Below are 12,575 nucleotides of genomic sequence, written 5' to 3' on the forward strand. Positions count from 1 at the left end.
GTTTCTGTGCGTAACCCGGCGGGGGCGGGTCACCGACTGTGGTCGGCGGGATCCGTGTGGTCGGAGGACAGGGAGCGGAGGTGGCGTAGATCCTCGGGGTGCATGTCCTTCTGCGCTTCGAGCCCGTCGAGCAGCAGTTGCATCTGTCGCTGCAGTGCCGGAACCAGATCGGGGTGCCCCTGGTCTCGCAGGTGGGTGATCAGCATCCGCAGCCCCCGCAACATGGTGGCGGCCACGTCCGGCTGGTCGAGGCACGTCTGCCGGAGCTGATCGAAGGCGTGGGCGATGTATTCCTCATGGGAGAGGTTCCAGGGCTGGACGAGCACCCGGTGGGATCCGTCCTGCAACGCCGGGGGCGGAAGTGGAGTGATGAGCAACGTCCGCATCAGACTCCCCAGCCGCAGGATGACCTCCACGGCGGTCGTGGGGTCATTCACAGCCGGACTCAGGGCACGCAGCCCGATGTCCACGAGCTGCCGGATGGAGAAGTCGACGTCCTGGAGCGTGGTGCGCATGTCGGACACGCCGATCGACTCGGCGAGACCCTTCCTGCTGGCGGCAGAGGGGCGGGGCCACACCGTCAACAGGGGTTCACCGGCGTGGATGTAAGCACCCACGCGGGTGTCCATGCGCACGGTGGTGTCGGGGGAGGCGGCCGCGAGGAGCTGGCGGATATCCACCTGGCTGATCCATCCGCTGCGCGTGGCGGGAATGACCGCGGCGTCATCGGGGGCATCGTGGAAGTCCCGGGGGTCGACCTCACGCATCCCGGAGGGCACTTCGTCGAGTGCGGCGGCCACCTTCTCTCCCTCGTCCGCGATGACCCGGGCCACGTTGCCCACCTGGAGCCCGTGGGCCAGGTGATCCAGGTGCACGATGATGCCGATCACGGTGATCAGCGTCAGCACCACGGCGAGCGTCAGCGACACCTTCGGCGCAGGGGCCGTGGTCTCCCCGCTGACACTGGGCAGCGCCAGCACGCAGTAGAAGAAGGTGGCCACGAGCAGGCCGATCACGCGCTGACTCAGCCGGTCCCGGATGAAGGACCGCATGACCCGAGGTGAGAACTGGCTGCTGGCCAACTGCAGGCTGACCACGGTCAGGGAGAACACCACGCCCACGGTGGTGATCATCGCCCCGGCCACGGTGGCCAGCAACCACGTGGCCGCGTTGCTGCTCATCTCCAGCGTGAACGGCACGTGGGTGTCGTACCCCAGGGCATGATCGACGGACGTCGCGATGATTGCCAACACGATCCCGCCCAGCATGATGATGGCGGGATAGAGGAACAGGCTCTCCTCGAATCGGTACCGCAGCGCCGCGAGGCGCAGCCGCCACGAGACGCCTCCACGTCCAGCCACTGTCTGTCCTCCGAGCATTGTTCGCCGACGAGCCTGCCGATCGTCAGCCTACCCAGACCGTTCACTGAGGCGGGCACGCGGAGCGTGGGCAAGGGGGCGGCACCTCGATAGCCTGGCCCCATGACGGAACAGAACAAGTGGCTTGCCCAGGTGGCTCGGAACCCCGGGCATTCCCAGTGGTACATCGAACGGTTCCGCACCATGGCCGCGCGCGGGGAGGACATAGTGGGGGAGGCCCGGCTCATCGACGCCATGGTTCCCCGCGGCGCTCGCATCCTGGATGCCGGGTGCGGAGCGGGGCGGCTGTCCGGGTACCTGCACGCGGCCGGGCATCGGGTGGTCGGGGTGGACGTGGATCCCGAGTTGATCGACGCCGCCCGGCAGGACTACCCGGGCCCTGAGTATCGCGTGGCCGATCTCGCCGTACTGGCCGACATGGACCTCGGGGACGCCTTCGACGCCATCGTGTGCGCGGGCAACGTGGTCACGTTCCTAGCGGAAAACACCCGGCGGGACGTGCTGCGCGGCTTCCGCAGTCACCTGGGTCAGGACGGCCGCGCGGTGGTCGGTTTCGGCGCGGGGCGCGGCTACTCCGCCGAGGAGTTCTTCGCCGACGCCGCTGCGGAGGGTCTCACACCGCAACTCACCCTGGCGGGGTGGGACGTACGCCCCTGGTCCCCGGACAGCGAGTTCCTCGTGACCGTGTTGGGACCCGCGGCCGGGTGAGTGGAAGCGGCTGTGCTGAGGCGCCGATAGAAGTTACCGATTCATCCCCGACAACGCCTGCAAGTGCGTCGGGCGGACCGCAGTGGCGTGGGGTTGGTAGTCGTCGTGCTTGCCGAGCCAGGACTTGATGTAGGGGCACACCGGGACGATGGTCTTCCCGTCGGCGATGGTGCCGTCCAAGGCCACCCTCGAGAGCGTGGAGGCGAGACCCTGACCGCTGTAAGCGTCGTCGACGGTCGTGTGGTAGAAGATCCGCTGCGGCTCGTCGGCGCCGTCGAACGGCAGGTAGTGCGCCTCGCCGATGACCGCGTCACCGTCGAGGAGTTCGTAGCGGTGCCCGTCGGCGTTGTGGCGGACGGTGATGTCGGATTCGGTTTCCACGGGACTCTCCTGGGTGGGATCGGGCGGGGCGGGATCGGGCGGGCTCAGCCGCGGGGTCGCAAAGTGACGGTGGGCAAAGTCGGGGCCGGCAATGGCGCGGGCTGATCGTCGGGAAAGGGGCCGAAGCGCGGGTACGGGGTCCCGTCCGAGTAAGTTCCGGACTCTGGGGTGGGGGCCGGTTCGGCGTCGATCTCGGCCTGCCACTGCTCACGGTAGGCCACGACCTCCTCGTGGGTGCGGCCCACGAAGTTCCACCACATCACGATCTGCTCCCCCAGGGGCTCCCCGCCCAGGAGCATGGCCCGCACGGGCTTCTCGCCGGCGGTTAGGACCACGCTGTCCCGCCCCGTGGGGAGGTAGGCCAGGTGGTCCTCCGGGATCGGCGCCGAGTTCAGGCTCAGGTCCCCGGTGTCCACCAGGACCCCGTGCTCGAAGGACGGGTCCAGGTTCAGTTCCAGTTCCGTTCCCGGCTCCATGAGGATCTCGGCGGCCACCAGCGGGGGTGTGTAGGTGTTCACCGGGGACGTGGATCCGGCCAGCTCACCGATGAATATCCGCAGCTCGGCGCCGTGGTTCTTCACGGGCTCTGGCGTGTAGTGCTCGAAGGTCGGTGCCATGTGACGGGTGTCGTCCGGCAGGGCGTACCACAGCTGCACGCCGTGCAGGGTGGTGGTGTCCGGGGTGGAGAACTCCTGGTGGGAGATCCCGCGCCCGGCGATCATGAGGTTGACCTCCCCGGGGCGCACGTCCGCGCTGTACCCGGCGGAGTCCAGGTGGGAGATGCCGCCGGTGAACAGCCAGCTCACCGTGGCCAGGCCGGTGTGCGGGTGGCGCGCCACGGACATGCCCCCGGTGTCTGCCACGGGATCGGGGCCGTAGTGGTCCAGGAAACACCACGCGCCGATGAGACTGCGATGGCGCTGGGGGAGGGTGCGGCGCACGGTCATCGCCCGCGGGCCACCCAGGGGCACGTCCCGCGGGGTCAGCAGGGCCGCCCCGGCGCCGATCGCCTCGGTGCACAGGACCTCTTGCGGGTTGCGTTCCAGGTTGGTCATCGTGCACCTCCGCTGCTCGTGGTCGCACCGGCCGGCGCGGACGCAGTCTTACGGGGACGGACGGGGTGTCCGGACAGGATGGAGATCCGGTTGAAGGCGTTGATCGCGATCGCGGTCCACTGCAGAGCGGAGTACTGCTCGTCGTTCAGTGCTTCCCGGGCCGCGGCCTGCTCGGCGTGCCGCGTGTTCTCGTCGGGCAGCAGGGTGGCCGTTTCGGCGATGATCAGGGCGGCCCGTTCTACGGCATTGAAAAGAACGGTGTCACGCCATGCGGGGAGCACGGCGAGTTGCTGCGCGGTCACCCCGGCAGCCTCGGCCTTGCGGACGTGCAGGTCCAGGCAGAACGCGCACCCGTTGAGCTGGGACACCCGCACGTTGACCAGTTCCACGACCGAGGCGGGGATGCCCGCGTCCTCGGCCGCGGCCCCGACCTTGCGGGAGAAGGCGTTGACCGCCCGCCAGCTGGAGGGGTCGGACTTGTCCAGGAAGAAGCGGTCCTGCTCGGTCATGGCGGCTCCTCGTGGTTTCGCGCGCCGGCTGCGTTCGCCGGAGACGACGACGCTGCTGTCGCGGCCTCCCGGCGCGTGTCCGGGATGCGACGGGGCGGTCCGGGTGGAGATGAACTCATTTGAACAGAAATATCTTCCTCGCAAGACTAACTTGCGGTCGGGGTCCGCTCAAGGGGTCGGGACAGGGTGCGGGGCTAGGGGTGGCCGCGCAAGAAGATTCTTGGACAAATGTTTCCGTGGCGAGGTAAAATCATCCCTCAGCTCAACGAGTTCTAAGGGCTCGAAGGGCTCGAAAGGGGAGATCATGACCGCGCACGCCGACACCGCTGCCCAGGCGGTGGACCCCGTGACCCTGTGGGGCCAGGTGATCGAGGGGTTCCAGAGCACCAACAAGAACCTGCACCGAGAGGTGGCCGCGGCCCATGCGTTGAACGCCGCGGAGGCCGAGGCGTTGCTGCGGCTGACGCGCACCCCGCACCAGCGCATGCCCATGGCCGAATTGGCCCGTCAGGTGGCCTTCAGCACCGGCGGTTTCACCAAGGTCGCGGACCGGCTCACCAAGCGCGGCCTGGTCCGGCGTGCCCCGTGTCCCGAGGACCGGCGCGTCGTCTACCTCGAGCTCACCGCCGAAGGCCGCACCACGGCAGGGAAGGTCCGTGATCTCGTGGCCGAGACGATGACGGCCACGTTCGTGGACGTCCTGGGCCCCGAACGCGCCGTCGTGGTCGCACAGGCGATGGCCGATCTGCACCGCAGTGGAATCGACCGCGCGTAGCGGTCTCGGCGACCGAGGCGCGAACCACCTCGGACAGGGGCCGATGCCGCTCGTGGTTCGCGCCGGCCGCGGCACCCTTTACGCTTGTCCTTAATCAAGATGGCTGAGCACATGGATTGAGGGAGCCTGATGGCCGCTGGACTGGCTGCGCTGCTGGATGACATCGCGGCACTCGCCAAGCTGACCGCCGCGAGTGTGGACGACATTGCCGGGGCGGCGGGGCGCGCGAGCGCCAAGGCCGCGGGCGTCGTCGTCGACGACACCGCGGTGGCCCCGCGATTCGTGCAGGGTGTTAACCCCAAGCGGGAACTACCGATCATCAAGAAGATCACGATCGGCTCCCTGCGCAACAAGCTGCTGATCATCCTGCCGGCGGCCCTGATCCTGAGCCAGTTCGCGCCGTGGTTGCTCACGCCGCTGCTGATGCTGGGCGGCACGTACCTGTGCTTCGAGGGCGCGGAAAAGGTGATCGAGCACCTGTCCCACAAGGACCACGCCCCCAACGAACCCGCCGCGGACCGCGGTCCGGAGGCGGAGAAGAAGATCACCTCCGGGGCGATCCGCACGGACCTGATCCTCAGCGCGGAGATCATGGTGATCGCGCTCAACGAGGTCTCCCACGAGCCGTTCCTGTCCCGCACGCTCATCCTGATCGTGGTGGCGATCGTCATCACGGTGCTCGTCTACGGCGTCGTGGCCCTGATCGTGAAGATGGACGACATCGGCCTGGCCCTGGCCCAGAAGGACTCCGAGGGCGCCCAGAAGTTCGGCCGGGGCCTGGTCAAGGCCATGCCCACGGTGCTGTCCGTGATCTCGATCGTGGGTGTCTTCGCCATGCTGTGGGTGGGCGGGCACATCATCCTGATGGGCATGGCCGACCTCGGGTTCACCCCCGTGTACGACTGGGTCCACCACCTGGGTGAGTCCGTGCACCACGTGGCCGGGGTGGGCCCCGCGCTCGCGTGGCTCGTGGAGACGTTCTGCGCCCTGGTGCTGGGCATCGTGTGGGGTTCCATCATCGTGGGCATCGTCCACGTGCTGCCCTTCGGGAAGAAGCACGGCGACGACGACGTTCACTCCTCCGATGCCGCCGGCCGTGAGTCCTCGGATGCCGACGACGCCGTGTCTACCCACCGGGGGAACGTCGCCGCGGTGCGCGGAGCACCGTCGTCCGGGGTCTCGGCGACCGGGGCGTCGTCATCGGCAGATCCTCATGTGGAAGGCGGCTCGACCGCGGTCAGCGAGTCGCCCCGGAGCTGACCTCCCGCAACCCCGCCGAAGCGCACAGCTCCACGAGGCCTTCCATGCCGAAGGCTTGCAGCGGGCCCACCACCCCGCGCGCCCGTGAACGGTCCTTGAGCACGTGCTCCGCCCCGGCCGCCAAGAGGTGACCCGTGAGCGTGTAGACGTTGGGACCCGCCACACGGACCTCGGACACGGTCTCGCCCCGGGAGTCGGTGACCACTGCGGTGGCCAGGGAGGACGACTTCGCCCGCTCACTCGCGCTCGGCCCGCCCTCGGACCCGGTCAGGGCGGTGATGCCCTTGCCGAGCGCCTTGCGGGCCAGGGACGAGGAACCGGCCACGGCCATCACGGGTAGCGCAGCCTTCATGACTGGCCCCGGCGCGGAGAACCACCCGTTGAACACCTCGATGTTCGCAACCTCCGGGAACGCCTCCGGCAGGAACACGATCTCGCTCCCGGGGACCATCACCGCATTGCGCTTCGCCCCGTCTACCGTGAACGTGTGTTGCCGCGGTATCCGCCCCGGCTTCTGCCACCGGTGACCACGCCACACCAGGAACGGTTTGCTCAGCTCCTCGAGCATGGTGGTCATGGTCCCGCCGCTCAACCCGGTAGGGCCCGCCCCGGGGGCGAAGTAGCCCACCCGCAGAGTCTCGGCGCGGTCCCCGGCGCGTTCCAGAGCCAGGGATCCCGCGAGGATCCCGGGCACGTAGTCGTAACCGAATGCGGGCAGCATGGTGCCGCGGGGCGCATCACCCGGCGCAGCGGCGTCGTCGGACGCGGCGGCGGGATAGCGCTTCTGGAGCCGACGCACGAAGCCCACCTCACCCGTCGAGTCCAGGTAGTGGGCACCCTGCGACGCGGCGGCGTTCGCGGCCACGTCCCCGAGTCGCTCGAAGGGACCCACGGTGGTGACCAGGACGTCCCCCTCGGAGACCAGCGCGCGGACGGAATCGGGCTCGGCCAGGTCCGCGGTCCGCACGTCCAGGCCGCCCAGCGTGCAGGCCAGCTGGTTCAGGGGCCGTTCGCGGCGCCCGGCGAGGACGGGGCGGACTCCCCGTTCCACGAGGGACTCGACCACCAGGCGGCCGGTGTATCCGGTGGCTCCGAAAACCACCACGTGAGCGTTCATGGGTGTCCTCCTGCGCTGGGACGGACCGCAACGGGTGCCGTGCGGGCTGGTTCGTCACGTTACGGGATCGGGCCGGAGTGCGCGACGACTACGCGGGCTCCCCGCGCACCACGTCTACGTGCACGTGGTCCAGGTGGCGCAGGATCTCGTTCGCGGGCGGCGGCGCGTTGTAGGGGTGCCAGCGCCCGGCGGGGGAGCGCGAACCCCAGGCCATGTCGTCGAAGATCACGTACTGGACGTCCAGGTCCTCGGCGTGGGCCACGAGCCAGTGCGCGAGCTGCCACCCCTGCCGGCGGTTCTCCTCCGTCATGGGGCGGAAGAACACGTCGACGGCGCGCCCGTCGTAGTGCGTGGAATTCTCGCCATGCCCGTGGCCCACACCGCCCGGGGCGTAACCGCCGAGGCTCAGGGGGCCGAAGACCTCGATCATCGCGTCCCGGACCGCTTCGGCCCGGGGCGTCAGCCCGGAGGGGGTGATCTCCTGCGCCTCGAGTCCCTCGCTGCTGTGCCCGCGGCAGCGCAGGCTGGGCCCAGCGTCGTCGGGCGGGCCGTGCGTGAGACGCTCCATGACAGTCGGCTCCACGCCGGGTACCGCGGAGGCGTCCGCACCGCGCACGACGGCGGTGGTCGCGGCCTTGGCCTCCTCGCGGGTCAGAGGGACGTCCCCGTCCTGCGTGGTCACCGTGCATTCCGCCCTGCCCAGTGCGGGAGGGGCACTCGACACGATCGAACGCAGCGGTCCCGAACCAACCCACACGGCACCCACCACGAGGGCGAGCACCACGAGCAGACCCAACATCCAGCCGGCGGCGCGTCCCGGAGCGCGGCTCATGAGGGGGACGGAGACGTGGTGTGCGGATGCATGACGGGTCCTTGTCGGGGTGCGGTCGTGTGTCACCATGATGCCGGGTCAACCTTGCCGTGCCCCGCGTACCGGCCCGCTCCCGTGCCCCCGGAGGTCATGATGAACGAACGCCTCGCGTCCCCGTGGCGGATCGAGGACGTGGACGTCCCCGGCTACCTCGCGGCATTGGATGTCGACGCCGCGCAGCTCGCCGCCGCCCCGCGGGACCTGGGCCTGCTCGAACGGCTGCACCGCGCCCATGTTTTCACGTTCCCGTTCAGCAACGTGGAGGTGCTGCTCGGACGGCATCCCGGGGTGGAATTGGCGACCGTGCAGGACCAACTCGTCCGACGCCGCCGCGGCGGGTACTGCTTCGAGCACTCGCAGTTGTTCGCGGCCGTTCTGGAAGCGCTGGGCTTCACCGTGCGCCGCGCCCTGGGCCGCGTGCGTTCGTTCGACAGCCCCCGCACCCACATGACCGTGCTCGCGGACCTCGCCGGCACACGCTACCTGTGTGATCCCGGCTTCGGTTTCAGCATCACGGGTCCCATCCCGTTGCACGACGGCGCTCGCCGCGTGGAGGGGGACCGCACCTTCTCGATCGGGCGGGTCACGGACGAGGGCTGGCCCGTGTGGTCGTTCGAGCGGGACGGGGCCATGGAACACGTGCTGGACGAGTCCACCATCCACCCCGCGGACGTGCGGATGGGCCACCTGCAGACCTCGACCGGTGCGGAGTCCATATTCCGCCATCACCTCATGGTCATGAAGCACACCCCGCGGGGCCACGTGACCGTGACCGAACACGGCACCACCGTGCGCACCCCTGGGCGGCCGACCCGGCAGCGGGAACTGACGGCCCCGGAGATCGTGACCGAGGTCCGGGATCTGGGCGTGCGGATCACCGAGGAGGAAGACGCGCAGCTCACCGACGTCGTGACCCGGATGAGGGGCTGATCGGGGCGGGATCGGCGGCCGCGGGCGGCCAGTCCTGGGGGGGCGACGGCTGCGAGCGGCCGGGACACCAAAAATTAACGCGGCACGGGCTTCGCGTTCGCAAAATTCGATCACGCCGATGGCATGATCTTCACCTGGCTGAGCATTTCCCCCGATGCTCGGCCAGCGCTGCGCCCGGAATGAGCTGACCGAGCGGGCCACAACTGAATACCCCCCCATGTAGAAAGCAGCCCCCCCATGCGTTTCTTCCGTTCCTCCGTGGTGCCCGCGGCGGCCCTCGCCGTGGTCACGGCGCTGTCCCCGTTGGCGCTCTCCCCGTCATTCCTGGCCCCGGCGAACGCCGCTCCCGCAGTGACCGCTCCCGCGGTTCCCGCGGTCCGGACCGCGCCGCGGGTTCCCGAGGCGCCCGTGCACGCGGCTCAGGCCCCCGCCCTTCCCGCGACCGCCCATCACAAACCCTTCAAGGCCGCGGGCAAGAACTCGAGCTACCACATCTACACGAACGGCATCGACCGTTCGAAGGCCGTGGGTGTGCTGTTCTACCTGGGCGGGGACTACGACAACCCCGGCGAGACCTGGGTGCACAGCCCCCAAGGGACCGCGCTCACAGCACTGGCCGCTCAGGCCCGCAAGAAGAACATGATCCTGGTGGTCCCCATCTCCCCGGACCACAAGCTCAAGCCCAACGGCATCACGTGGTGGGAGGACGCGGACGGCAACGGCGACTACTTTCGCGCGCTCAAGGACAGCCTCGTGAAGACCTACGACCTGGACACCTCCCGCGTGTGGCTCGCCGGCTACTCGGGTGGCGCGGAGTTCATCACGTACGAGCTGCTGGCCGATCGGCAGAACTGGATCCTTGGCGGCGGTGCGACAATCATCGGCGGCGGCGGTGCCAGCGGCATGCAGACCGCGCCGAGTGCCGCGGTGCGCTCCCTCCCGATCACATGGCACGCGGGGACCAAGGACGTGGCCGGCAGCACCAACCCACCCACGTGGTCCGCGTCCGCCGCCGCAGCCCAGGGCATGAAGCGGTTCCGGGCGGACGGGTTCACCCGCGCCTCCCTCAAGACCCTGCAGGGCTACGACCACGACGACTACGACGTCGTGGGCCTGATCGCCCAGGGTTTGGCCACGCTGCCGCCCGCGCCGACGACGACGGGCCAGACCGCCACACGGGGCACCCCTCAGACGTCCTGGCTGCGCGGGGCCATCCGGACCGACTACGTCGCTACGGGTGGGATGGGGACATATGGGCAACCGACGTCGGCGGAGAAGCCCACGGGGCGCGCGGGCGGGGTCTACCAGGGCTTCACGAAGAACTACACGTATTACTGGAGCCCCGCGACCGGCGCCCACCCCGTGAAGTGGGGGACCGGCATCGGTAACGCCTACAAGGCTGCCGGTCTGGAGCGCGGGTGGGGCTATCCCGTAATGGCGGAGCGCAAGATCCCCGGCGGCGCCTACCAGGACTTCCGCAACGGCAACGCCCGCTACCGCGCCATGTACTCCCCGGGCACGGGCACCCGCGTGATCAAGCTCAGCGGCGGGATCGGTACGGCCTGGCAGAAGGCCGGGCACGAACACGCGTGGGGGTACCCCGCGACCGACGAGTACGCTGTCTCCGGCGGTATGGCCCAGCGCTTTTCCCGCGGTGTGGTGGCCACGTGGCACTGCTCCACCGGCAAGGTCACGGTGAGTCGGGGGTAGCGGTACCCGGCCGGTGCCCCGGACGCACGGCAACCACCGTGCGTCCGGGGCGTGCCACCCGGGGTGTTGCGTCCATGGTCCGGACGAGGGCGTGATGCCCCGGTCCCCGCGCAGGGACACGACCGGCGCCTGCAGTTTCTCGGCCAGCGCGCGGATCTGATCCGCAGCGTGCCGGACCTGCCCGTGCGCTGGGTCGACGACGTCGTGGCCGCGGTGGCCCGGCGGGTCGTGCGCCCCGGGGAAGCCGTCGCGGAGTCCGCGCTCAACGGGTGGCTGCGGATGTTCGTGCTCGACGCCGCGTTCTTCCATCGGCACGCCGTGGACACGGGAGTGCTCAGGCGCGCCCTGGACGGGGCCCGGTACGAACTGACCGAGGATTGAGCGGGGGCCGCGGCGCGAGGGGCCGGCCGCACCATCGATACGGAGGGTTCCCGCGGTCTCCGTCGGCTTCGGTTCTACGGAGCCGTCCGGTGGGAAGCGCCGGATAACGGTTGCCTTCGACCGACCCCGCGAATGACGAAGTCCCGCCCGACCTTCCGGTCGAACGGGACTTCTTGCGGTGCGCGAGGGGGGAGTTGAACCCCCACGCCCTCTCGGGCACACGGACCTGAACCGTGCGCGTCTGCCTATTCCGCCACTCGCGCTCGTTGTTCCACGCGGCATTCGCCGGTGAGCAACGTCGAAAAGAATACCTGACGCGTGCGACGTTTGGCGAATCGCGGCGTGGTCGAACTCTCGGTAGGGGCGGCGGCACTGTGGCGCCTCAGATGCTCACCGTGAGTCCCGCCCACGTGACGCCGGCGCAGAACAGTCCAGCGAGCGCGTAGAGCGTCACCGGGACCAGCAGAGCGATCTCCCGGGCGGAGCCCGCGTTGCCGAGCACGGGGAAGCGCACGAACGAGCGGCCTTTGTAGAACGTGGTGGGCAGCGGCAGGGACGTGCGCAGGGGCCACAACAGGTGGATCCCCTGGGTCGTGAGCAGGTCCCCCAGCATGTGCACGGCGCATCCGAGACCCACGGCCACCACGAACCAGCGCGGGTCCCGCGGGGGATTCGCCGCGACGAACGTCCCCAGCAGGATGCCCACGATCCAGTTCGCGTGGGAGAGCCGGTCCGGGACGAACGCCAGGACCTTCACCGCGCACGCGATGAGCAGCACGGACAGCACCGCCGCCAGGGGCAACACCTGTCCTGGTAACGACGCCGCGGCGTCCGGGATCTCTCCCGCCTGACCTTCCGCCCCGGGCCAGGAGAAGGAGTTCCAGCGCAGGGCGTCCCCCACGGGGACGGACGCGCGCTGGGACAACAGCGCGAGGACGATGATCAGGAGCAGCCCCACGAGCGAGTGTGTGGCCCTGCGGTGGCCCCCGGAGAGTTTGCCGACCGCCCGGGCCACCCACGTGGACAGTGGCGGGAGGGAGCGGGCGACCGTGCCCCCGGGGTGGTCGAGATCCGGGAGCAGGGCCGCGCCGGCGCAGATCAGCGCGCCGGTGATGACGCCGGGGTCGCCCACGGGCATCACCCCCAAACCCACCGGAACGGAGACGTCGGCGAGGTGCACGGTGTAGGTACCGGTCAGCGCCACCCACGCGGCTGCACCGCACGCGGCATGGCTGGGGCCCATCATCGGGGGAACCTGGGCATGGTGGTGGTCCTCTCAAGACCTCGGGGAAGAAGCAGACCCCAGGGTAGGAACCGGTTCCGACCTGCATAAGCGGCTGCGGAGGCCGCCTCGGTGACCTGCTCGGATCCGCACTGTGCGCGGCAGTCGACCACCGCGCGTCCATGCCCCGTGCCATCCGTTCACGACGGTCGGTGCACCGCGCCTCAGTCACCCGCGTGGGGCCATGTCCTGCCCTGCCGAACCAGCGTGGGTGGGT

General features: G+C 69.6%; 13 protein-coding genes and 1 tRNA gene. 6 read left to right on the top strand and 8 right to left on the bottom strand.

The features are described 5' to 3' along the window. Nucleotides 1-29 precede the first annotated feature (29 nt). Nucleotides 30-1,361 (bottom strand): DUF2254 domain-containing protein, encoded by a 1,332-nt coding sequence (locus tag Q9R22_RS11785; protein WP_207387845.1) that lies wholly within the window; start codon nucleotides 1,359-1,361, stop codon nucleotides 30-32. Nucleotides 1,362-1,481: 120 nt separating this feature from the next. On the opposite strand from Q9R22_RS11785, the gene Q9R22_RS11790 reads away from it, so the two are divergent. After that, on the top strand, nucleotides 1,482-2,087 hold the full coding sequence (locus tag Q9R22_RS11790; protein ID WP_131333567.1) for a bifunctional 2-polyprenyl-6-hydroxyphenol methylase/3-demethylubiquinol 3-O-methyltransferase UbiG: 606 nt from the start codon (nucleotides 1,482-1,484) through the stop codon (nucleotides 2,085-2,087). 33 nt (nucleotides 2,088-2,120) lie between these two features. Here Q9R22_RS11790 and Q9R22_RS11795 read toward each other — a convergent pair whose 3' ends face one another. From Q9R22_RS11795 to Q9R22_RS11805, 3 genes are read right to left on the bottom strand one after another with little or no spacing between them, the layout of a single operon-like run. After that, entirely contained in the window at nucleotides 2,121-2,468 is a 348-nt protein-coding gene (locus Q9R22_RS11795; RefSeq protein WP_064845589.1) for a GNAT family N-acetyltransferase, read from the bottom strand. 44 nt (nucleotides 2,469-2,512) lie between these two features. Beyond that, the gene (locus Q9R22_RS11800) at nucleotides 2,513-3,523 is read right to left on the bottom strand and encodes a pirin family protein (RefSeq protein ID WP_311254268.1); all 1,011 of its coding nucleotides are present in this window, start codon (nucleotides 3,521-3,523) and stop codon (nucleotides 2,513-2,515) included. Next, nucleotides 3,520-4,032 (bottom strand): carboxymuconolactone decarboxylase family protein, encoded by a 513-nt coding sequence (locus Q9R22_RS11805; RefSeq protein WP_131333566.1) that lies wholly within the window; start codon nucleotides 4,030-4,032, stop codon nucleotides 3,520-3,522. Before Q9R22_RS11805 ends, Q9R22_RS11800 begins: the two co-directional genes overlap by 4 nt. Nucleotides 4,033-4,336: 304 nt before the next feature. Between Q9R22_RS11805 and Q9R22_RS11810 the strand changes: the two genes are divergently transcribed. Together Q9R22_RS11810 and Q9R22_RS11815 are read left to right on the top strand one after the other, a co-directional pair. After that, nucleotides 4,337-4,807, top strand: coding sequence for a MarR family winged helix-turn-helix transcriptional regulator (locus Q9R22_RS11810; RefSeq protein WP_131333564.1), 471 nt, complete (start codon nucleotides 4,337-4,339; stop codon nucleotides 4,805-4,807). Between the two features lie 129 nt (nucleotides 4,808-4,936). Beyond that, nucleotides 4,937-6,067 (top strand): DUF808 domain-containing protein, encoded by a 1,131-nt coding sequence (locus Q9R22_RS11815; RefSeq protein WP_131333562.1) that lies wholly within the window; start codon nucleotides 4,937-4,939, stop codon nucleotides 6,065-6,067. Here Q9R22_RS11815 and Q9R22_RS11820 read toward each other — a convergent pair. Together Q9R22_RS11820 and Q9R22_RS11825 are read right to left on the bottom strand one after the other, a co-directional pair. Then, nucleotides 6,045-7,184, bottom strand: a complete 1,140-nt coding sequence (locus tag Q9R22_RS11820) for a trans-acting enoyl reductase family protein (protein WP_131333560.1) — start codon at nucleotides 7,182-7,184, stop codon at nucleotides 6,045-6,047. The genes Q9R22_RS11815 and Q9R22_RS11820 overlap by 23 nt on opposite strands. 88 nt (nucleotides 7,185-7,272) lie before the next feature. Beyond that, nucleotides 7,273-8,016: a hypothetical protein gene (locus Q9R22_RS11825; RefSeq protein WP_242670496.1), complete on the bottom strand. Its 744-nt coding sequence runs from the start codon at nucleotides 8,014-8,016 to the stop codon at nucleotides 7,273-7,275. Nucleotides 8,017-8,145: 129 nt separating this feature from the next. Between Q9R22_RS11825 and Q9R22_RS11830 the strand changes: the two genes are divergently transcribed. From Q9R22_RS11830 to Q9R22_RS11840, 3 genes are all read left to right on the top strand, one after another. Further along, nucleotides 8,146-8,985: an arylamine N-acetyltransferase gene (locus Q9R22_RS11830; RefSeq protein ID WP_165489816.1), complete on the top strand. Its 840-nt coding sequence runs from the start codon at nucleotides 8,146-8,148 to the stop codon at nucleotides 8,983-8,985. A gap of 237 nt (nucleotides 8,986-9,222) precedes the next feature. Continuing rightward, nucleotides 9,223-10,695 carry an LGFP repeat-containing protein gene (locus tag Q9R22_RS11835; protein ID WP_242670495.1) on the top strand — a complete coding sequence of 491 codons (1,473 nt, stop codon included), beginning with the start codon at nucleotides 9,223-9,225 and terminating at the stop codon, nucleotides 10,693-10,695. 51 nt (nucleotides 10,696-10,746) lie between these two features. Then, on the top strand, nucleotides 10,747-11,076 hold the full coding sequence (locus tag Q9R22_RS11840; RefSeq protein ID WP_131333556.1) for a DUF2087 domain-containing protein: 330 nt from the start codon (nucleotides 10,747-10,749) through the stop codon (nucleotides 11,074-11,076). 179 nt (nucleotides 11,077-11,255) lie between these two features. Here the strand turns inward: Q9R22_RS11840 and Q9R22_RS11845 are convergent. Together Q9R22_RS11845 and Q9R22_RS11850 are read right to left on the bottom strand one after the other, a co-directional pair. After that, nucleotides 11,256-11,339, bottom strand: a tRNA-Leu gene (locus Q9R22_RS11845). Nucleotides 11,340-11,458: 119 nt separating this feature from the next. Continuing rightward, complete coding sequence (locus tag Q9R22_RS11850) at nucleotides 11,459-12,322, bottom strand: metal-dependent hydrolase (protein ID WP_131333554.1); 864 nt, start codon at nucleotides 12,320-12,322, stop codon at nucleotides 11,459-11,461. Nucleotides 12,323-12,575: the final 253 nt, after the last annotated feature.

Origin of the sequence: Kocuria sp. PD6 (assembly GCF_031844145.1) — a bacterium.
Taxonomy (GTDB): Bacteria; Actinomycetota; Actinomycetes; order Actinomycetales; family Micrococcaceae; genus Kocuria; species Kocuria marina.